Origin of the sequence: Chryseobacterium sp. KBW03, from assembly GCF_003852415.1 — a bacterium.
GTDB lineage: Bacteria > Bacteroidota > Bacteroidia > Flavobacteriales > Weeksellaceae > Chryseobacterium > Chryseobacterium viscerum.
Window position 1 is genome coordinate 493203 of record NZ_QAJO01000005.1, and the last position, 22827, is coordinate 516029.

15 protein-coding genes and 2 tRNA genes are annotated in these 22827 nt (G+C 35.3%); 10 read left to right on the forward strand and 7 right to left on the reverse strand.

The genetic code is table 11. The annotated features are described in order from the left end of the window. Positions 1 to 50: 50 nt before the first annotated feature. Positions 51 to 1232, reverse strand: coding sequence for an MFS transporter (locus DBR39_RS13820; protein WP_124534710.1), 1182 nt, complete (start codon positions 1230 to 1232; stop codon positions 51 to 53). A gap of 303 nt (positions 1233 to 1535) precedes the next feature. Here DBR39_RS13820 and DBR39_RS13825 point away from each other — a divergent pair, with 303 nt between their 5' ends. The 3 genes from DBR39_RS13825 (at position 1536) to DBR39_RS13835 (ending at position 5574) form a co-directional block, all read left to right on the forward strand. Beyond that, positions 1536 to 2414, forward strand: coding sequence for a helix-turn-helix domain-containing protein (locus tag DBR39_RS13825; RefSeq protein ID WP_124534025.1), 879 nt, complete (start codon positions 1536 to 1538; stop codon positions 2412 to 2414). An 89-nt stretch (positions 2415 to 2503) separates the two neighbouring features. Continuing rightward, positions 2504 to 4432 carry an oleate hydratase gene (locus DBR39_RS13830; RefSeq protein WP_124534027.1) on the forward strand — a complete coding sequence of 643 codons (1929 nt, stop codon included), beginning with the start codon at positions 2504 to 2506 and terminating at the stop codon, positions 4430 to 4432. A gap of 245 nt (positions 4433 to 4677) precedes the next feature. Continuing rightward, complete coding sequence (locus DBR39_RS13835; protein ID WP_124534029.1) at positions 4678 to 5574, forward strand: 3-hydroxyacyl-CoA dehydrogenase; 897 nt, start codon at positions 4678 to 4680, stop codon at positions 5572 to 5574. A gap of 375 nt (positions 5575 to 5949) precedes the next feature. Here DBR39_RS13835 and DBR39_RS13840 read toward each other — a convergent pair whose 3' ends face one another. Next, the gene (locus DBR39_RS13840; RefSeq protein ID WP_124534031.1) at positions 5950 to 7623 is read right to left on the reverse strand and encodes a glutamine--tRNA ligase/YqeY domain fusion protein; all 1674 of its coding nucleotides are present in this window, start codon (positions 7621 to 7623) and stop codon (positions 5950 to 5952) included. Between the two features lie 70 nt (positions 7624 to 7693). Then, a complete protein-coding gene (locus DBR39_RS13845; RefSeq protein WP_124534032.1) occupies positions 7694 to 10519 on the reverse strand; it encodes a hypothetical protein in 2826 nt (941 codons plus the stop codon). A gap of 109 nt (positions 10520 to 10628) precedes the next feature. Between DBR39_RS13845 and DBR39_RS13850 the strand changes: the two genes are divergently transcribed. Together DBR39_RS13850 and DBR39_RS24260 are read left to right on the forward strand one after the other, a co-directional pair. Next, the gene (locus DBR39_RS13850) at positions 10629 to 11759 is read left to right on the forward strand and encodes an alpha/beta hydrolase (RefSeq protein ID WP_124534034.1); all 1131 of its coding nucleotides are present in this window, start codon (positions 10629 to 10631) and stop codon (positions 11757 to 11759) included. A gap of 464 nt (positions 11760 to 12223) precedes the next feature. Continuing rightward, positions 12224 to 12391 carry a bacteriocin-like protein gene (locus tag DBR39_RS24260; RefSeq protein WP_185147186.1) on the forward strand — a complete coding sequence of 56 codons (168 nt, stop codon included), beginning with the start codon at positions 12224 to 12226 and terminating at the stop codon, positions 12389 to 12391. 14 nt (positions 12392 to 12405) lie between these two features. On the opposite strand, the gene DBR39_RS13855 is transcribed toward DBR39_RS24260, so the two are convergent. After that, entirely contained in the window at positions 12406 to 13410 is a 1005-nt protein-coding gene (locus tag DBR39_RS13855; protein ID WP_124534036.1) for an o-succinylbenzoate synthase, read from the reverse strand. Then, the gene (gene fbp, locus DBR39_RS13860) at positions 13411 to 14427 is read right to left on the reverse strand and encodes a class 1 fructose-bisphosphatase (protein WP_109737937.1); all 1017 of its coding nucleotides are present in this window, start codon (positions 14425 to 14427) and stop codon (positions 13411 to 13413) included. A gap of 324 nt (positions 14428 to 14751) precedes the next feature. On the opposite strand from fbp, the gene DBR39_RS13865 reads away from it, so the two are divergent. From DBR39_RS13865 to DBR39_RS13875, 3 genes are all read left to right on the forward strand, one after another. After that, on the forward strand, positions 14752 to 15990 hold the full coding sequence (locus tag DBR39_RS13865) for an aspartate kinase (RefSeq protein ID WP_124534038.1): 1239 nt from the start codon (positions 14752 to 14754) through the stop codon (positions 15988 to 15990). Between the two features lie 22 nt (positions 15991 to 16012). Further along, positions 16013 to 17854, forward strand: a complete 1842-nt coding sequence (locus tag DBR39_RS13870) for a lysophospholipid acyltransferase family protein (protein WP_124534040.1) — start codon at positions 16013 to 16015, stop codon at positions 17852 to 17854. A 109-nt stretch (positions 17855 to 17963) separates the two neighbouring features. Then, positions 17964 to 18036: transfer RNA gene (locus tag DBR39_RS13875), tRNA-Phe, on the forward strand. 322 nt (positions 18037 to 18358) lie between these two features. On the opposite strand, the gene DBR39_RS13880 is transcribed toward DBR39_RS13875, so the two are convergent. Then, a complete protein-coding gene (locus DBR39_RS13880; RefSeq protein WP_124534042.1) occupies positions 18359 to 19480 on the reverse strand; it encodes a hypothetical protein in 1122 nt (373 codons plus the stop codon). A gap of 373 nt (positions 19481 to 19853) precedes the next feature. Here DBR39_RS13880 and DBR39_RS13885 point away from each other — a divergent pair, with 373 nt between their 5' ends. Then, a complete protein-coding gene (locus tag DBR39_RS13885; protein WP_124534044.1) occupies positions 19854 to 21203 on the forward strand; it encodes a DUF3472 domain-containing protein in 1350 nt (449 codons plus the stop codon). Positions 21204 to 21693: 490 nt separating this feature from the next. Continuing rightward, positions 21694 to 21766, forward strand: a tRNA-Phe gene (locus DBR39_RS13890). Between the two features lie 269 nt (positions 21767 to 22035). On the opposite strand, the gene DBR39_RS13895 is transcribed toward DBR39_RS13890, so the two are convergent. Then, positions 22036 to 22797 (reverse strand): LytR/AlgR family response regulator transcription factor, encoded by a 762-nt coding sequence (locus DBR39_RS13895; protein ID WP_124534046.1) that lies wholly within the window; start codon positions 22795 to 22797, stop codon positions 22036 to 22038. Between the last annotated feature and the right edge of the window lie 30 nt (positions 22798 to 22827).

Sequence of the window (22827 nt, forward strand, 5' to 3'; positions counted from 1 at the left end):
AAATTGCCCGAACCTTTTTTTAAATTCATGAATCAAAAACATGATATCTCTTATATCACCTCTTCTTCCACTTTATTTTTATCTTTCAACATCCATGGAACAATAAAATAAAAACCAACTGCAATAGCTACTGCCAGCACTCCCGTCCCAATCCACAGCATATTGAAGCCTAATTTCTCAGCAATCAGTGTTCCTATATAAGGTGTTATGATGAATGCTATAGAAAATGATATTCCATTCAGCCCCATATAAGCACCTTTGTTATTCTCTCCTGAGCGTAATGCTGTAATAGTCGACATAAAAGGCAGCGTCCAGATTTCTCCCACACAAAGCAAGGTCATAGAAACAATAAGGGCAGCCATACTGTAATCAAAAGCCAGCATCGCATAAGAAACTCCACACAGGAATGTCCCGATAAGCATGGTAAAAGCTAAAGTAAAATACTTCTCCGCTACCTGTACAAGCCCCATTTCAAGCAGTACAATCAAAAAACCACTGTATCCCAGAATATACCCGATATTTTGCTGGCTCAGATGCGCTGTATCCTTATAAAATATGGTCAGTGTACTGAACAGCTGGAAGAAACATATTGAAAACAGCATACAGAACACACAATAGATCAAAAACTTCCTATCGCGATAGGGAGAACTTTCTTTTTTAACAATGATGGCTTCTTTTACCTTTTTTGCTTTCAGTTTAGCCAATCTTGCACGATCTTTAAAGAACCAGATATACATCAGTCCGGCCAGAAAAGCAGCCAGTGCATTACTGAAAAACAGAAACTCATAAGAAATAGCAGATAGAATACCTCCCAATGCAGGCCCAATAGAAAACCCAAGGTTTACAGCCATACGGTTCAGTGAAAAGGCACGGGTAATATTTTCAGGTTTGGCATATTTGGTAATGGCTACCGAGTTCGCCGGACGGAAAGTTTCACTTACAATACTCTGGGCCAAAATAATTCCAGCCAGTCCGGCTTCGGTCGTAAAAAGCGGAATCATACAGAATAAAGGAACACTGAGAAGTAAGCTCAGGCTTTGTACCCTATACTCTCCTATTTTATCGGTAATCATTCCTCCCAGCCAGGATCCAAGGACCGAGCCTATTCCAAAAAAACTCAGTACAATTCCTGAATTTTCAATACTGAAATGTAAATGATTGGTCATATAAACTCCCAGAAAAGGAAGTACCATAGAACCGGCCCTGTTGATGAGCATTACCAACGCCAGCATCCAACTCTCCTGCGAGAGTCCTTTGAAAGAACTCGTATATACGTTAATTAATCTCACAATACTATTTTGGGGGAATTTGAAAGTGCAAAATTAGATAAAAATAACCCAAAAGCCTGTGTTTAAACCCTTTTTTTATAAATAACATCCATTAAAACAGACTATCAGCTGTATCCTGAAAAAAATAGTTTTTTTTACTATTTAAAGCTCAAAGACTTTTATAAAAATCGTAAATTGCAGTAACAACAAGGGCTTTTAAACTAAAACCATTTAAAAACACAATAAATTTTTAACCAATACGGAAGAATGGTAACCTACGAAAATTTACATGATACGCTATCCTTTTACAGTATTGACTGCCGGCAATCCTACTACATTTCTTCCGGAAAACCCATTTTTGAGTTCCCAAAAGCTCCTTTCAGAATGGATTATTATGCTCTGTGCATCTGTACCGCAGGAGAAATCAATATTGAGATAGACCGTCAGAAATACAAAGTAGATGCTCATAGTTTTCTGATGGCTGCCCCTTCTACCATTGTAAAGTTTGTAAAGACCAGTGAAGATTTTATGATGAAACTGCTGTTCTTTGACAAGAATTTCCTGATTAAAAATATTTCCAATCCATTTATCATCGAGAAAATGAATCTTTTCTCCAAAGGTTCCTATAGCATCGTAAAAACCTCTGCAAAAAATTCATCGTTGCTGCAGAACCTTCTGGATTACCTTGATAAAAAATCAAAGAAGCAGGGAAAGTTTACCGAAGAAATTATCCGTACCATTATTTTCAATCTGCTGCTGGAGACGGCTGAGATTATGGAACAGGAAAACTCTGCAAATCCAGGAAAAGAGGAAGGAAAAAAAGACCTTTATCTAAGGTTTAATAAACTGATCAGGGAAAATATCAACAGGGAGCGAACGGTTCAGTTTTATGCCGATCAGCTCCATATTTCTAATAAATACCTCATAGAGATCATTAAAAAGGCAAGCGGAAAAACACCTCATGAAGTTATTGACGAAGCCTTACTGAAAGAAGCTTATGTCATGTTGGGAAATCCTGATATAACGATTTCGGAAATTGCATTTGAACTTCAGTTTAATTCCGCATCGGCTTTCGGCCGTTTTTTCAAAAAACATACGACGCTTTCTCCTTCAGAGTACAGAATGAAAGAAAATATTCAGTCATGAGAATTTGGGGATGATAATTCTGAACTTGGGGATATATGTCGCTTTGTGAATAGAGGTACCTTTATACTGTTAATTAAAAACAATACAAAATGAGTACGATCAATTCAAAATTCGATAAAGTTTTAAATGCCTCTGATCAGTTCGAAAAAGTAAACCACGAACCGGATTCAAGTAAAGAAGTTCAGATTAACACTCCTGAAAAAACTATGCCTTTTTCCGACCAGATCGGAAACTATCAACGTAACAAGGGAATTCCTTTGCAGTCTTACGAAAACAGTAAAATCTATATTGTAGGAAGCGGAATTGCAGGCATGTCTGCCGCTTATTATTTTATCCGTGATGGCCGTGTACCAGGCAAAAACATTATTTTCCTCGACCAGCTGAATGTTGAAGGTGGATCCCTGGATGGCGCCGGGAATGCAAAAGACGGTTATATCATCCGTGGAGGAAGGGAAATGGATATGACGTATGAAAACCTATGGGATATGTTCCAGGATATTCCTGCATTGGAATTACCAGCTCCGTATAGCGTATTGGATGAATACAGACTTGTCAATGACAATGACCCCAATTATTCTAAAGCGAGACTAATCCACAATCAAGGACAGATCCAGGATTTTAGTAAATTCGGTCTTGAGAAAAAAGATCAGCTTGCCATTGTAAAACTTTTGTTGAAGAAAAAAGAAGAGCTTGATGATCTTACCATTGAAGATTATTTTGCAGAATCCTTCCTGAACAGTAATTTCTGGTTTTTCTGGCGTTCTATGTTTGCCTTCGAAAACTGGCACAGCTTGCTTGAACTGAAACTGTATATGCACAGATTCCTTCACGCTATTGACGGAATGAAAGACTTCTCATGTCTGGTTTTCCCTAAATATAACCAATATGATACCTACGTAACCCCCCTGAAAAACTTCCTGGTTGAAAAAGGAGTACAGATCCAGTTTAATGTTCTGGTAAAAGACCTTGATATTCATATCAACACCGAAGGAAAAACGGTAGAAGGAATCATTACTGAACAAAATGGAGAGGAAGTAAGAATACCAATCGGTAAAGATGATTATGTTATTGTAACAACCGGATCTATGACAGAAAGTACTTTCTACGGTGACAACAATACCGTTCCTGAAATTACGATAGATAACAGCAGTGCAGGACAAAGCGCCGGATGGAAACTGTGGAAAAATCTTGCTGCAAAATCTGAAGTATTCGGAAAACCAGAAAAATTCTGTAGCCACATTGAAAAATCTTCATGGGAATCCGCCACATTAACATGTCGTCCTTCCGCTTTCACTGAGAAACTGAAAGAGATGTGTGTGAATGATCCTTATTCTGGAAGAACTGCTACAGGAGGTATTATTACCATTACAGACTCCAATTGGGTGATGAGCTTTACCTGCAACAGACAGCCGCACTTCCCTACTCAGCCGGATGATATCCTTGTAGTATGGGTATATGCTTTACTAATGGATAAAGAAGGTAATTATATCAAAAAAGCAATGCCTCAATGTACCGGAAACGAAATTCTTGCCGAACTTTGTTATCACCTTGGAATAACAGACCAACTGGATAACGTTATAGAAAACACGATTGTACGTACCGCCTTCATGCCTTACATTACTTCTATGTTTATGCCAAGAGCGCAGGGTGATCGTCCTAGAGTGGTTCCTGAAGGATGTACCAACTTAGGTCTTGTAGGACAGTTTGTAGAAACCAATAATGACGTTGTATTCACAATGGAAAGTTCTGTGAGAACTGCTAGAATAGCTGTTTACAATCTTCTTAACCTCAACAAACAAGTTCCGGATATCAATCCTTTACAATATGATATCAGACATTTATTAAAAGCTACCCAGGCTCTTAATGACTACAAACCATTCTTAGGAGAAGGAATATTAAGAAAAGTATTGAAAGGGACTTATTTTGAACATATCCTGGTAAACCGTCCTGAAGAAAAAGAAGAACACGAATCTTTCTTGAGCAGATTTCAGGAATGGGTAAAAGGAGTAAAAGGCTAAAAGTACCAGTTTACAAAACAATAGTTTTAAAGTAGTCCATACTTTATTCTTAACGCAAAGATTTAGAATTATAATAATTTATTAGAGGAAGCAAAGAAGAGAATCAACAAGTTGATTTGATGAAGCGTATAGCTTTGCGAAGCAGATTTATCTGCCTTTGCCCTCTTGAAATAATAATAAGTTTTTATAAACCCTTGCGTTAAAAAAAATAACTATTCTAAAAACATATATAAAAAATAAATCTCATGGATTTTAAAAATATAACGATAGCAGGAAGTGGTGTATTAGGATATCAGATCGCTTTTCAGTCTGCCTATCACGGATTCAACGTTACCGTATATGATATCAACGATGATGTATTGGAAAAAGCGAAAGGTAAATTCGCTGCTTTAAGTGAAGCTTACCAGCAAGATTTGGGTGCAACACAGGAACAGCTTGATACAACCTTTAAAAACATCAGCTATTCATCAGACCTTGCTGAAGCAGTGAAAGATGCAGACCTTCTCATAGAAGCAGTTCCTGAAGATCCAGCCATTAAAATAGAATTCTATCATAAATTAGCTCAGGTAGCACCGGAAAAAACAGTATTTGCAACGAATTCTTCTACCCTTCTCCCAAGCCAGTTTGCCGAAGATACAGGAAGACCTGAAAAATTTGTTGCCCTCCATTTTGCCAATGAAATCTGGAAGCACAATACCGGGGAAGTAATGCGTCATCCGGGAACTTCGCAGGAAGTATTTGATTCTGTAATCAAATTCGCCAAAGCTATAGGAATGGTGGCACTACCTATTAACAAAGAACAACCGGGATATATTGTCAATTCATTGCTCGTTCCGTTGCTTGGTGCCGCAGTCAATCTTTGGATTGATGAAGTTGCCGATATTGAAACGATTGACAAGACATGGATGGTAGCTACAGGAGCGCCGACAGGACCATTCGGTATTCTGGATGTTGTAGGAATTACAACGGCTTACAATATCAATAAAATGGAAGCTGAAGAAACTCAGGATCCGTTGAAAATTAAAGCTGTAGAAAAATTAAAAGAAGATTATATTGATAAAGGAAAACTGGGAGTACTGACGGGTGAAGGGTTTTATAAATATCCTAATCCTGCATACCATGACAAAGACTTTTTGAAATAGAATCTTAAGCTTCTGATTTTAAACTATTAAAGTAAAAAGCAGGACTTGTTTAGAGTCTTGCTTTTATTTTTTCCAATATTAAGATTAATTCAGGCTTATAGAGCTGTCTGTTGGAAAACGCAAGGACGCAAGGTTATTTCTTTTTCGAAGTGTTTAAGGCACAAAGATTCTATCTGAGATAAAATTGAACACTGTTAATTTCTTAAGCTAAGAATATTGATTGATCAAGTATTACACTTGCTGGAAATCTTTGATTTCCTTGGGGCTTAAAAATATTCACAATGATGAGCTTCTTAGCACCTTTGCGTTACTCAACAAAAATAAAAACCAGGACTCCCATGAAGTCCTGGTTTTATATATTAAGTATCCTGAAAATTATTCAGGCTTATAAGAATCTTTCAGTGTTACTGTACGGTTAAATACGAATGTATCCTCTGTAGAATCCTGATCTTTTGTAAAATATCCGATTCTTTGGAACTGTAATGGTTCTCCTATCGCAACTTCTTTAAGGCTTGGCTCAGCAAAACCTTTCGCTGTAGTTACAGATTCAGGGTTGATGAAGTTTAAGAAATCAACATCTTTCTCTGCATCAGGCTGCTCCACGGTAAACAGATGATTGTAGCTTCTTACTTCTACAGGAATAGCATGTTTTGCAGATACCCAGTGTAGAGTTCCTTTTACTTTTCTTAAACTCTCCTCTGTTCCACTTCCCGATTTACTCTTCTCATCATAAGAAGAGTAGATGGTTGTGATCTCTCCATTTTCATCCTTCTCCACTCTTTCAGCTTTGATGATGTAAGCAGATTTCAAACGAACTTCTCCGCCTAATTTAAGTCTGAAGAATTTATTGTTAGCTTCCTCTTTGAAGTCTTCGCGCTCGATATACAGTTCTCTTGAGAAAGGTACTTCTCTTGTTCCTGCATTTTCCTGCTCAGGATTATTTTCAGTGTCCAACCATTCTTCCTTGTCTTCAGGATAGTTTTCGATCACTAATTTTACCGGATCTACAACTGCCATCACACGCTTAGCTACCTTATTAAGGTCTTCACGTACACAGAAGTCTAGCAACTGAATTTCGATTAGGTTTTCTCTTTTCGCCACCCCTACTTTATCAATAAAGTTTCTGATTGAAGTCGGAGTATATCCTTTTCTTCTCATTCCTGAAATGGTAGGCATTCTAGGATCATCCCATCCGGTTACAGCTCCTTCCGCCACCAATCTCTGCAGCTTTCTTTTGGAAGTAATCATATAGGAAACGTTCATTCTCGCAAATTCTCTCTGCTTGTTTTTAACCCTTCCTTCTTCATACACCTGATCTAAATACCAGTTGTACAAAGGTCTGTGGTTTTCAAATTCCAAAGAACACAACGAGTGTGAAATTTGTTCAATATAATCGGATTCACCATGAGCCCAGTCGTACATCGGATAGATTTTCCATGCAGTACCTGTTCTGTGGTGAGGCTTATTCAAAATTCTGTACATAACAGGATCACGCATATTCATGTTTGGCGAAACCATGTCGATTTTTGCACGAAGAGACATTGAACCACTTTCAAATTCTCCGTTTTTCATCCTTTCGAATAAATCTAACGATTCTTCAACAGGACGGTTTCTGTATGGAGATTCTATTCCCGGTTCTGCAGGATTTTTTCTTTGTTCTGTAATGACTTCAGACGCTTGCTCATCTACGTAAGCTTTTCCTTCTTTAATTAACTGAACTGCCCAATCGTAAAGCTGCTGGAAGTAATCGGATGCGTACAAAACTTTATCCCATTTGAAACCTAGCCATTCTACGTCTTTCATGATAGAATCTACGAATTCCTGTTCTTCTTTTTCAGGATTCGTATCGTCGAAACGAAGGTTTACGGGAGCATTGTATTTTTCGCCCAGCCCAAAGTTGATGCAGATTGCTTTTGTGTGACCTACATGCAGGTAACCATTTGGTTCAGGTGGAAAACGGAAACGGATTTGATCTTTATTCAAACCGTTTGCCAGATCATCTTCAATAATTTGCTCAATAAAATTGAGGGATTTTTTTTCTTCTTCCATTAAGATTAGCTTTTGTTTTTGTACAAAAAAAGTTGTACAAAGTTACGGAAAATTTGGGGTAAAGAAAATTCTATTTTTTTGCATCTATTTTAGATGGTTTAGGTTTCTTAAGCTTATCAATCCATATTTGCAACTGGCCTTTAGGAACAGCTTTTTTAAAATTTTTATTGTCAAAATACTTATGTTCCAAAACCAGACCTTTTTTACCAATCTCTCTTGCCAGTTTTTCTGCTATTTCAGCATCATCTCTATTAAAATACCGAACCTGATTGATATCAAAAGAAGAAACATTTTGCATGCCCTGAACACTGAATATATATTTTTTTTCACTGTTTTTGGGATTATCAATGATGACTTCGTTGCTGATATAATTTCGCATATTTTTGATTAGTTCCGGGTTTTCTTTTTCAGCTTTATCTGAGTAATAAATATATACTGTAGATACATTTGCACCATTATTATCATTAGAAATCATTTTAGTACGCTCATCTGTAATTTTTTTCAAAGCATTAATGATAAGTGTTGCACCATTCTTTTCAGAGCTTCCATATAAAAACATCTTGTTTATTGTTTTCTTACTGATCAATCTTGTAGTAGCAAATTCTTCTGAGTTTCTTATATTTAAAATTGTATCGGTGATTCCCTCCTGTTTATTAAATATATTGTTACTGCTTTCAACTTCTTTTTCTAAAAAACTTAAAGCATCCTTAGCATGTCCGTTAAAAGGTACTTTATAAGTCTGGTTTATCGTATAATACAACATAGATTTTCTTAATAGGCCCGAAGATTTATCTGTTTTTTTATCAGATTGATCTGCTGAAAGGAAATTAATCATTATAAACCGTATCTTTCTTTTAGTATGTTTTTTTAGATAGTTTTGATAATAGCTTTTTAATTTCTTATAAACAATTAAGGTTGTAGATGTTCCTGTATTTTCATAAAAGCCGCCATCACCCAGATGGTCTACTCCCGGAACATTATTGTAAGTGCTCAACAATGGAAATGCCTGGCTTTGTGCTACAGCAGCGGAAATCGGGATGTAGTTCTCTTTTCCGTATTTAGTATTTGCAAATCTCTTAACAATATCTTTCACACGACTGGTATCTAAATCCTGAACAGGTGAAAAAATAGCCTTTTCACCTTTATTCATCATAGTTGTATTAATAAAGAATAAAGGATTGATCTGTTTCTGTTTATCAATTTTTTCTTTGTACCACAAGTCCAGATAATTTTGATCAAAATAAGCTTCAATAGATTTTAAACTGTCCGGTCTTATCATTGAAGTTGCAGCAAGCATTGCATTCTTTTCTTCTTTCTGCAAAATATAATTCCTGTCGATATGAGCTCCGCTAAGCGAAGCAATAGGATTAATAAAATAATCAGAAAACATAAGTCCTAAAAAATTGCTACTGAAATAATTGGTAGTGTAAATTTCTTTAAGCAATTCATATCTTCTATTATCTGCAAATCCGGCTTTTGGAATTTCAGGTAAAATATTTTTCGTCTTAGCCGCAAAATAAAAATTAGCTCCATTTGATGATCCTGATACGGTAGAAATACTAAAGATATTATTATAAAACTGAGGATTTACAGCTTCTACATTCAGCAGATTGGCAAGCAGCCAGCTTCCTGCCGTAGACCCTCCTCCTTCTCCCGAAATAAGGATAACATCAATGGGTTCATTATTTTCCTTTTCATTAAATTGATGATTATGTATCAGCCACTGAAGAAAATACCCATTCAAGGTCATTCTTTTGTCAATCTTTTCTGAAGTAGGGCATTGGTATACATTTTCTCCTGCATCCGATTTTATCATGTGGATGTTTTTATCAGGCAACAATATGAATATTACAAGCATGATCATCATTGCTGCATAGAAAATATACCGCTGTCTGTCATATTTTCCTGTAGGTGAAGAATTTTTATAGCGATCAATCACAACAATCATTCTCGGAGTTGTATAAAGTAATTCAAAAGCTAATATAAATACCGTTGAGACAATGATTAATATGACCGTCGGAGAAATCCAGATTAATTTTGAGTTCAAGCTAAACAAACAGAAAATCAATAAAAGTGAAACACTGAGAAAGATGGTGGACCGGTGAAGCGTTTTACTGAATTTATATTTTTGTTCCGTAGTTGCCGATTCTTTTTCTTTATACACTAAAAATAAAAAAGTACTCACAATACAGAAAACATTATAAATAGCCAATAAACTTAAGAAGATATTATAATACTTCTTTACACAAACGGGATTTGTACTGCATTTATTGCTAAGCTCAGGATAGGCAAACAAAAAGATAACTAATGGAAGGACAGCAATTACAATTGCTGCCAGAATTAGGGTATTTAGTAATCTTTTGCGGGTTTTATTTCTAGTAAAAAACTTGTGAAGTATATTGTATTTTCTATTCAGAAGATTCAGAATATACATAGAAAACAGGAATAAATATAAAAAGATATACCAGACTGATTCTATTATAAATAAAGACTTCATCAGACAAACAGTCAAAGTAATAGTGTAGATAACCCAGGGAGCAATAGCTATGTACTTCACCGGAATTTGATTTCTCTTTTCATTTCTCTTTCCGTTATAAATGTCTTCAAAACCTTGATAATATGACAAAACTTCCTGATGTGGAGTTTCAGATCCTAAAAATATTTTTAGAAAAGATGCAGGAATTACCCACAAAGCAAGCGTTAGGAGAATAAATGACAAACAGATAAAGAATACACTGGCAAAATTCCCTTTATCACTTAATGCATAGATGAAATCATCACTCACATCTGAAATCACAAAAAGTAAAAAGACAAAAAAAACAGATAAAAAGATATAAATTCCATTGGATTTAATGGTATTATAAAGCTTTTCAAAATAATAGATTATAGTTTCCATGGTATTAATTTTAGTTGATTTTAAAGTTAGTGAAACTGAAATCTGATTCAAATCACCCGAAAGTGGTATTTTCAATCATTATTTTTAATAACTTTATGAAAAACTAATCATGGCCGTTTATATCTTAAGCAACCGGAAAATCATCCGGCATAAAGGCGAAAAAGTGGACTCTTTTTCTAATGATGAATACTCAATTCCCAATTTCAGGATTGCTAAATGTGATTTTGAAAACTATAAAGAACCCACTGCACAAGCCAAAAAAAAGAAAGATTACACCAACAGGAATATCGTAAACTACAAACTGTTCTCCGAACCCGAAAAACAAGGTTATCAGGACGTTTTAGACGTTCTGTTGAGCGAAAAAGGAGTTAAAAATTCTTCTCTTACAGCCAATAATCTGGGCGGAACTCAGAGAATGTTCTATGAGCTGTATAAAAATATGTCTTCCACCAAAGAAAGGAGTGATGTATTGATATTTATCCATGGCTATTTGTATGATTTTGATGATGAATTAAAAGCTATTCTAGACCTTAAGAAAATATTCATTGATAATCCGGCATCCCCAGTAGAACATATTTTATTCGTAAGCTGGCCTGCCTCCGGGAGTATTATTCCGTTAAGTTATTTTGATGATAAGGCATCCAGTATCAATTCCGGAGCATCACTGATGAGGATGTTTTATTTCTATACTCAGTTTTTAAAGGATATTTTTTCCAACCGGGATCTTGTGCCCTGCAATCAAAGAATTCATATCATGACCCATTCTTTGGGAAACAGAGTCCTTCAAAGCATGCTGTATAGTCTTAAACGTGAAAATATACTTCGTGTCATAGATCAGGTTCTTCTGTTGAATGCAGATGTGACCTATAAAGTATTTGAAGATTCTGAAGATTCTTTTAATAAACTGCCCTTATTAGCCAACCGGATATCTATTTATCTCAACAGACAGGATGCAGTTTTGGGCATTTCTCAGTTCACCAAAAACATTCTGACACCAAGGCTGGGCAAAAACGGACCGAGTGACATTGACCGTTACAAGGATATTGTTTCTATTATTGATTGTACGTTTGTGAAAGATGACCTTCTAAACAGCTTAAAATATGAAGTAGGACATCATTGGGGATATCTCTCAAGCTCGCAGGTACAAAATGATATCATCCAGAATTTAAATGGAATAGACAGAAACCTTATTACCAACAGAACAAAGAATACCGAAAATATTTTCACAATTATTTCTTAACAAATAATTAAAATACACCTTGAAAAATGAACTCTGCGTTAAAATTAATTCAATACTAGAGTATGGCATAAAGATTGCCAATTCAAACTATAGGGAATTACAATTTTTTATTATGGAACAGATTAAAAAAAGGTTTTCTTATATTTTAAACTATATAAAGAAGGCCATCTTCGTAAAAGATGTGATTTAGCTGAATAACAACCTCTAAACATTAATTATCCGATAAAAAACTACTTTAGCCATTAAACAGAACTGAAAATTGACTACACTTCCTACAAATTTAATGCAGGGATGTATTTTCATTTTTAGTATTCGGGTTACTTCTCTAACTGTTCATTTTAATATTTAATATCTATACAATAATCCCCCACTACATTGTTAAATATAGCTAAATAATCCCCCACATGTTGTATAATTGAAAAAAGTTTTCGACATTTGATTATCAATCAAATAAAATATTAAACATGAAAAATCTAAAAAAAATCAAAAGAGGAGAATTAAAGACTATCAAAGGAGGAAGACCCCCTCTTGGATGCAACAGCTGGAACCCAGGTGCTATGTGCTGTAGATCATGGGCTCCTGATTACTGTGGTCAGGCTACATGCCCGGATTCACCTGCTCCATCGTGCTAATTAACTTTTCTCAGTTATATTTTGAACCATAAAAGCTCATTTCTGAGATCCAGATCGGATTCAAAATTATTGACAAATAAAGCTCCAGTGCCCAAACCTTGAGGCATTGGACTTTTTTTTGTAAATGTGTATTGAGCAATAGCATTCAAGCCAATATTACTTTCCAACGCTGAAGTAATCCACCAGTCTATATTCTGATTTTCAGCAAGAGAAATCCATTCATCCGAACCGGAAAATCCTCCTACCAATGCTGGCTTCAGAATGATATATTGGGGTTGTATTTTTTCTAAAAGCTTTTTCTTTTCTTCAGGATCAATAATCCCTATCAACTCTTCATCCAATGCAATTGGAGTGGGTGTTTTTGCACATAATTCTGCCATATCATTCCAGTTTCCAGCTTTGATAGGCTGCTCAATAGAATGAATGTGAAGATCTGCAAGCTGTTGTAAAACGATAACGGCTTCATCTTTACTGAATCCTCCGTTGGCATCTACACGAAGCTCCAGCTGGTCTTTGGAGAATTTTTCTCTTAATTTCTGAAGAATAACATGTTCTGATTTCCAATCGACACCGATTTTCAATTTAATACAATGGAATCCTTTTTCCAGTTTATCCTGAATCTGTTCTTCCATGTATCCTACCTCTCCCATCCATATCAGACCGTTGATGGTGATAGCAGATTTTCCTTCGGTAAACTCACTTGGAAAATAAAGGCTGTCCCCATATTTAAGATTCAGAACAGCCTGTTCATAACCAAACCAAATAGACGGAAACTCCTTGAGCTCTTCTTTCAAAAAAGAAGTGTCCTGATCAATGTTTTCGCAAAGCCATTTTAGTTTTTCTTCGTAGTCAGGTCTGTCATCGAAGCTCAAGCCTCTGAAAATCGCGCACTCACCTACTCCTTTTCTTCCGTCTTTTGAAAGAGTCAGGATAAAGGTTTCCTTATCAAGCAAAACGCCGCGAGATGTTCCACTCGGGCGTTTAAACTGTAATAAATATTTTAAATAAGTTGCTTTCATTTATTTTACGCTGTCGATACGCATAAATTCTTCTGCTTTCTCTACCATTTCTATACTTCCACAGAAGAACGGAATTCTCTGGTGAAGTTCTGTAGGTTCTATTTCAAGAATTCTTCTGAATCCGTCTGTTGCTTTTCCTCCTGCCTGCTCTGCAAGGAATGCCATTGGATTACATTCGTATAACAATCTTAATTTACCATTCGGAGCCTGTGAATAAGAAGGATAAATATAAATTCCTCCTTTCAGCATGTTTCTATGGAAGTCTGCTACCAAAGAACCGATGTATCTTGATGTATAAGGACGGTCTCCTTCTTCCATCTGGCAGTACTTAAGATAATTTTTTACTCCCTGAGGGAATTTGATATAATTTCCTTCGTTGATAGAATAGATTTTACCTGTTCTTGGAAAAGTCATATTAGGATGGGAAAGATAATAAGTTCCCAAAGAAGGATCCAGCGTAAATCCGTTCACTCCGTTTCCGGTCGTATAAACAATCATTGTAGAAGAACCGTAAATAACATATCCTGCAGCAATCTGATTGATTCCTTTTTGTAAAAAGTCTTCTAACTGTACGGGAGTTCCAGGTTCTGTAACTCTTCTGTAAATAGAAAAAATGGTTCCTACAGAAACATTGACATCAATATTGGAAGATCCGTCCAACGGATCGATAAGTACTACATATTTACTTAAATGACCGTTTTCTCCACATTTAATATCAATAAAATCATCATTTTCTTCAGAAGCAATACCACAAACAACCTCTCTTTGAGACAAAGCCGTAATAAAAATTTCATTAGCGATCACATCCAATTTCTGCTGTTCTTCACCCTGAATATTCTGGTTTCCGGCAGCTCCTGTTATATCTACAATTCCGGCTTTATTTACTTCTCTGTTTACCACTTTAGAAGCCAATCTTATGGCACTCAGAAGACGAGAGAATTCACCTGTAGAATACTGAAAATCGTCCTGCTTATCTATAAGAAATTCTCCTAAAGTCTGTAATGGTTGATTTGACATATTTTTCTTTTTACGTTTTGCCCAAATTTCGGAAAATTTATCGCATTAAGGAAATTTAATTGCAAAAGAGATTACCCACTGTATTTCAACACAATACAAACCAAACACAACATAATATGAAGCAGTTACAAAAAATAGAGTCCCCGAATTTGTTATTCCAGACCTGTGAAAAAAACAGATTATTTCAACAATTATTGATTTTAAGCAAATCTTAATTCTATCATTCCGCTAGGCTATTTCATATCTCGTTGTAAATTTATAATTTTGACGTCCGTAAAAAACTCATGTAATTTTTTATCTAACAATTTTATTTTTAACAATTTAATGAAAATTTTCAAGTTTGGTGGAGCATCAGTAAAAGATGCTGAAAGTGTGAAAAACGTGTCTATGGTTCTAAAAAGCCAGGGATTTGCCAAATGCTTGCTGGTCATTTCAGCAATGGGCAAAACGACGAATGAGTTGGAAAAAGTTGTAGAACTTTATTTCAAAAAGGATAACTATCAAACTGAGATTGAGAAGATAAAACGAAAACACATTGAGATTGCGGAAGGCCTTTTCCCTGAAAATCATGCGGTTTTCGCTGAAATCAATCTCTTTTTTGATGATATTGATTCTTTTTTAAGAAGAAATAAGTCTCCTAACTACAGCTTCGTATATGATCAGGTGGTAAGCTGTGGAGAAATGATTTCTACTAAAATCCTGAGTGAATATCTGAATGAGATCCAGTTTACCAATCAATGGTTAGATGCCAGAGATTATATTAAAACGGATAATTCATACAGAGAAGGTACCGTAGACTGGACAAGAACTGAAGAATTTATTTCCAATCTTAATCCTGAAATCTGCTATGTAACCCAGGGGTTCATAGGTTCCGACGACAATAATTTTACGGTGACGTTAGGAAGAGAGGGATCTGACTACTCTGCGGCTATTTTTGCTTACTGCTTAAATGCTGAAGCGATGACCATCTGGAAAGATGTACCGGGAGTAATGACCGGAGATCCAAGAAAATTCAATGATGTAACGCTTCTTTCTAATATTTCTTATGAAGAGGCCATTGAAATGGCTTATTACGGAGCAAGTGTTATTCACCCGAAAACATTACAGCCCCTACAGCAAAAAAGCATTCCTTTTTATGTAAAATCTTTCGTAGATCCCACTAAAGAAGGAACAAAAGTAGGTGCTTCCGAGAAAAACCAAAACGAAGAATCTTATATTTTAAAAGAAAATCAGGATCTTTTGAAAATCTCTACCAGAGACTTCTCTTTTATTGCAGAAGATCATATGAGTTTAATTTTCGGATATTTATCTAAATATAAGATCAAAGTTTCCCTGATGCAGAATACTGCAATCTCCCTGGCACTATGCCTTGAAGATAAGTTTAACCATATTGAAGAACTCGAAGAAGAGCTTCAAAAAATTTTTAAAACCGAAACAATTAAAAATGTATCTTTATTCACAGTAAGAAATGCGAAGATGGATCACATTGATAAATTTTACCATGAAAAAAATGTATTATTGGAACAAATTTCCAAGAATACTCTTCAAATGGTAACACAATAATATTAATTGCGACTAAACACACATGAGTTTAATTTCGAAAAACGATCTGATCAAAGCTTCCGGCTTAAATAAAATTGGGTTTCTAAAGAACCCAGTAGCATCTGCTGTGATGAGCATTGCTAAAATAAACGAAGTAAATAAATTATACGACAAACTAAAAGACAAGGAAGGCAAAGACTTTTTCGACTCATTTGTAAGAGAAAGAAACCTAAGCTATGTAGCTTTTGAAGAAGACTTGGCAAAGATTCCCAAAACGGGACCATTTATACTGGTTTCCAATCATCCGCTGGGTGCTATTGACGGGATTCTGATGTGCAAAGTCTTATCTGAGGTTCGTCCGGATTTTAAGGTGATGGGAAATTTCCTTTTGGAGAAGATCAAACCTATGGAACCGTATGTAATCGCAGTAAACCCTTTTGAAGGTAGAAAAGAAGCTTACAGCAGCTCTTCAGGAATGCGCGAAACGCTCAAGCATTTGCAAAACGGAGGCTGTGTAGGTATTTTTCCGGCGGGAGAAGTTTCCAACAAAAACAATCCTTACGGAGAAATTTTAGATAAAGAATGGGAAAAAACGGCACTTAAGCTCATAAGAATGGCTAAAGTGCCGGTAGTTCCTATGTATTTCCATGCTAAGAACAGCCGACTTTTTTATCAGGTGGCTAAGCTTCATCCGAATTTACAGACTTTGATGCTTCCTGCTGAAATGATGAATGATAGAGAAAAACCTATCAGAATCAGAATCGGGCGACAGATCACTGTAAAGGCCATGGATGAAATGGAAACAATTGAGGAATTGGGTGAATTTCTGAAGCGTAAGGTGTACATGATGAAATCTTACTACGAAAAGAGAAAATCTCTTGCTCAAAGCATCAATCTTCAAAATTTATCTGTAAAATTTCCTTTATTAAAGGAAGAAAATATCGTTCAGAATATTATCGATGAGACTCCTGTGGAAGACATCATAAAAGATGTTGATAAGCTGAGAGGAACTGATAAAATGTTGTTCAGTAACGGAAATTATGAGATCTACTTCACGACATACGAAGAAATCCCTTCTATTATGAGGGAAATCGGACGTCAGAGAGAGCTTACTTTCCGTGCGGTAGGTGAAGGAAGCAATCTTCCGTTTGACCTTGATGAATATGACAAACATTACCATCACTTATTCCTTTGGGACAATGGTGAGAAAAAGCTGGCTGGTGCTTACAGAATGGCACTCGGTAGAGAAGTAATGAAAAAATATGGTATCAAAGGCTTCTATACAAGCTCTCTATTTGAGTTTGAGCAGGACATTCATCCTTTCTTCAAAAAAGTGATTGAAATGGGCCGTGCCTATATCTGCCAGGAATATCAGCAAAAACCACTTCCTCTTTTCCTTTTATGGAGAGGAATTGTACATGTATGTCTGAGAAATCCTGATCATAAATTCCTGATGGGTGGTGTGAGTATCTCCAATAAGTTCTCGGAGTTCTCAAAATCTCTGATGATCGAATTTATGCGTTCCAATTATTTTGATTCTGCAGTAGCTCAATATATCACTCCAAGGAATGAATATAAAGTAAAGCTTCGTGACAGGGACAAAAACATTTTCTTTGAGGAAATGGAATCTGACCTTAATAAGCTTGACAAGATTATTGATGACCTTGAACCGGAATTGAGACTTCCTGTTCTGATCAAGAAATACATCAAACAAAATGCTAAAGTAATTGCTTTCAACGTTGATCCTAACTTCAATGATGCCATCGATGGATTGATGTATATCCGAATCAGTGATCTTCCAGAAAACACGATAAAACCGGTATTGGAAGAGATGAGCGAACAGATCAGAAAGGAGCAGGAAAATAATCCGGCTGATAATCAGTAAGTTTTTAATTTTATTCAAAAAAAGTACGATGACTACTTGCTTTGTATACTAAAACTTACTACTTTTGCATCACTTTAAAACAACGAAGTAAGTCAAACAAAAATATAATGGTTTCTTAGCTCAGTTGGTAGAGCAATGGATTGAAAATCCATGTGTCCCTGGTTCGATTCCTGGAGAAACCACTTTAAAACCTCTAATTCATTTTAGAGGTTTTTTTGTTTTTTACAAGCAACTCTTTTTCTCATATTTAATGCTTCCACACTAAAATTTGTATACTCAGCAAATTTTCCCACCCCTACCACTATCAAAGCAGACCTATTCAAAATTTGAACATCCTGACTAGTGGATTCAAAAAGTAATATAACAAAATATTGTATTTATATGGAAATTGATGGGGTTATAACCAACCGATAAAAGAGGCCTATTATTTCAAATATGATTACACAAAATTGTAATTGTGAACAGTGAACAACATCAGTAATGCTTTCCCGGAAAGCGTATAAGTTAAAAATTTTCTCTCTTTAAATTCATTTGAATAGTGTCCTTATAAAAAATCATCTTCCATTGCATTGAATTATTTCTAAAATTTTTAATCTGAACAGGAATTGTATCAGGTTTACTTGGATTCTTTTCGTAAGATATAACCTTAAAATTCTGTTTTTTATCATCGTAATGATATTTCATAAATATTGAAGTACTATCCACATACATAAATGGATTTGGGCAATAATACATTTTTCCTCTTTCTTCAATATAAATTGTTTTCCAAGCCAAAGTATCTTGTTGCCATTCATTGTCTTTAACCAATTTTCCATTACGTGACATCGACGTGACTTTCCATTTTCCAAAATATTTTTTTGAAAGGTGAACGTCATAATTATAGTAGATAACAAACAATAAAGGAATTAGAATACATAACACACGAGCGATTGAGCGTGAAAAATTATTACCAATTGATGGTAGTCTATTTTTGTATTGATTAAAGAAGTTTATTATATTAACTTTTTGCTGTAAAAACAGATTAACTAAGCCTAATGTTATTAGGATTGATGTAAATAATGTAATTGGTCCGATATTATAAAAAACATTAATCAAAACAATGTTCAGCATTACAGGTAAAAGTATTGTAATCCCTAATAAAGTTGTGCGTTTGAATAACAAAAGAATACTACCAATAATTTGAAAAAACGCCACAATTACAGCAAGCCCGTAAGAAAATCCATAGTACTTCCAGGTTAACTCCGGACCCGTTAATGCGCCTGATAAAGAATCATTTATGTGATATGAATAATTAAAATTAACTTCAAATATTTTTTGAAAGCCAAAATCTAATAGTAGAAATGCAATCCAATAACGCAATAATGTTGAAAGCCAAGAAATATATTTTATAGAATTAAAAGTTCCATTATTTTCTTTTTTGTGCCAATAAAAAGAAAAACCAATTGAGAATAGTATAGCTAATCCTAATGTGAAAAATCCGGCAGGGAGTATAAACTGTGAAATTTTATAGGGTAAAAGAGGTGAAATTATAAAAAGAGCAGTATTTACAGTACCAACAATTGCTAAAAAAGATAATGAAAATTTCGAAAACCATTTTGTATTATTTATTACTTCGGTTGAGTTCATAGTTTTTTTAATTAATATTTTTCGGTTTTGGTTTATACAAAATGAAGCCTAACATTATTCTTTTCGAAACAAAAAATATAAGAATTTCGTAAAAAAAATACCATATCCTTATTTCGTTAAACTTGTCGCTAATATAATTATTTATTTATGATCTAGATACTTAATAAAAAATGGTCATGATTAGCTTTGCAAGAGGCTGCAAATAAATCTTTCCGTGATTTAATTTTTTCTGTTTGCGATATCTCAAAAAAAATATAAAAACAATTCTATTTAGCATAAAAAACAAAAAAAATTAATCAAAACTATGGGAATTAATTTGTTATTTGACAGGTAAGACTTAATTTAGTACGGCAAACCAATTACAAATATCATTATGAGAGTAAAATTATTAGCCGATACTTTTCTGGGTATCGCCGCTCTTCTTGTTTTTCAATCATGTGCCGAAAACACTATGGCAACAGAGGACACCACTGCAACACAAAAAAATATCTCCGCTTTAAAGAAAGCAGCCTCCTTCAGTGTTCCGGTTGCCGGGAATTCTTTTTTAACAGTAAAACCATCGGGAGCCAATGAGGTTATTACTTCGAATAGCTTAGGCAACTGGACAAACTCCAATAGTGTTATCAGCACCTATTTCAGAGTGAGTAATACGGGAATATTAAACATCGGATTAAAAGCCTCTGTCCCTTCGGGTACAAGTGTTGTAAAAGTAACTGTAGGCAGCACATCCAAGAATGTTACTTTAACGGGATCTGCGTATAAGGAGTATACCGTTGGAGATTTTACCGTTTCTACTCCTGGTTATGTAAAAGTTGATCTTCAGGGCGTTTCTAAAACCGGTGGTTACTTTGCAGATGTAACAGATGTTACTTTCGGTGGGGCAGCTTCTACAGGAACTAATGTGTACAGCAATGATCCTTCTTACTATTATTGGGCGCGCAGAGGGCCTTCCTGCCACCTGAATTATACAATTCCGACCACTAGTAATGTTAGCTATTATTACAACGAAGTAACAGTTCCGGTGGGAGAAGATAAGATTGGCTCTTATTTTATGGCCAATGGCTTTAGTGCGGGCTATTTTGGAATGCAGGTGAACTCTGCTACAGAAAGAAGAATTCTGTTCTCTGTATGGAGCCCCTTTGATACAGATGATCCCAATAACATTCCTCCTGATCACAAAATAGTTCTGAACAGAGCAGGCACCGGAGTAACGATTGGAGAGTTTGGCAATGAGGGTTCTGGCGGACAAAGTTATTATAAATACAACTGGAGTGCAGGACAAACCTATAAATTCTTATTAAAAGGGGAACCGGATGGGACTGGAAAAACAGACTTTACAGCCTGGTTTTTGTCACCGGATGCTACGACATGGAAACTGATCGCCAGCTGGAAGAGACCTCAAACCAGTACCTACCTTAAAAGCTTCTACAGTTTCGTTGAAAATTTCAATCCTGAAAATGGATATCAGGGCAGAAAAGCAGAGTTCAAAAATCAATGGGCCAGAACTTCAGATGGCAACTGGGTACCTATTTCCGGAGCAAAGTTTAGTGTAGATAACACTTATAATGCACAACAAAGAATAGATGCAATGGGAGGAACAAGCGGTAATTCTTTCTTTTTGCAAAATGGAGGATTCTTTAATACAACTGTTGCTCCCGGCTCACAGTTTTCTGTCACTGCACCTACGCAGACTCCGAACATCAATTTCACGACCCTCCCCTAACATTATAATCTAAAAAAATCGGCCAGTTCCTTATCATAAAATAAGAACTGGCTTTTTATTATGCCTATTTTTAATTGTGTAGTATAACTGTTGTAAATAACGAAGTACATACAATACTCACATTGACTTCTTCGCCCAGTGAATGGGGCAAACTTCTCTGTCAGTAATTTAGTTTTTTACAGAGACCGCGCCGATAAAAATGCTTTAGCTAAAAATACAGGGAACTATAATGCTTTTGGGGCTGATAGAAAATTCCTTACTGAGTTTCACCCCTAAAAATACATCTGTAATAAACAGTTAAAAATAATTTTCTAAAAAAATAAAAAAAGTAAAGCATATCAAAACACTGATGAACAGAACATTGAATACAAAAACAAGCTCTAGCAGCAGATTTATTCAAAAAAATATAACAAAATACTTGCGCGGTATTACAAAATGTTATACTTTTGCATCACTTTAAAACAACGAAGTAATAAACAAAAACATAAATGGTTTCTTAGCTCAGTTGGTAGAGCAATGGATTGAAAATCCATGTGTCCCTGGTTCGATTCCTGGAGAAACCACTTTAAAACCTCTAATTTATTTTAGAGGTTTTTTTGTTGTTATATTTCTGGGAATATTCTTAAGAAACCGAATTTAACGCAAAGGCTTGAAATATCTAAATTAAATTTTGGGGGAGCAAAGGTGGAATCAACTTCATTGATTCTTTTTAAGCGTGAGCATAATCATAGAGTTTCATCAGCGACTTGTTGCTTTCTTAGCACCCTTACAAATACGATGATTGAAGATAAACTTTGCGTTGATATAATGGTATAGATTGAAATAAGTCTAATTAGCTGTTCAGCCAGTTCAGACATTCGGCAATCTGCGTTTTACTGATAAAAACCTCAGCATTCACTTCCGGTTCCGGAGAAAGTCTAAGCTCTACTTTCTGACTGGAATGTTTGATAATTTCAGAAACGGCTTCTTTGTTAATGATAAACTTACGGTTTATTTTAAAGAAAATATCAGGATTCAACTTCTGAATAATATCTTTGATGGTATCATCGTAAATATAGGTCTGATGATCTTTTGTAGTAAGGAAAAGATATTTCCCTGAAGCAAAAAAATAAGCGGTATTATGTTCGTCTATTGATTTAAGCTTATTCCCTTCTCTCACCATAAAACGTTTCATCATCTCATCTTCTGTCTGACGTAATGAAGAAATGGACCTAAGCACAGGCTCAGGGTCAAAATTGTTTCTTATGGAGATGAATTTATGTAAAGCTTTATGCAGATCTTCCTCCTCGAAAGGTTTCAAAAGATAATCGATTGTAAAATGCCTGAAGACTCTCATGGCATATTCATCAAACGCGGTAATGAAAATAATGGGGGTAAAAAGCTCTACATGTTCGAAAATTTCCAGACTCATCCCGTCACCGAGATGAATATCCATAAAGATAAGATCAACAGAATCTTTTTCAAAAAAATCAATTGCCTGTTTTTTGGAACGAAGAATAACAGTCTCTGTAACAGGGACTATGCTCTGTGTATCCAAAAGATTTTTCAGATAATTCACAGCCAGCAGCTCATCTTCTATAATGGCAATTTTCATAACGGTGCAAAAGTACAAAAAAACCGCTAA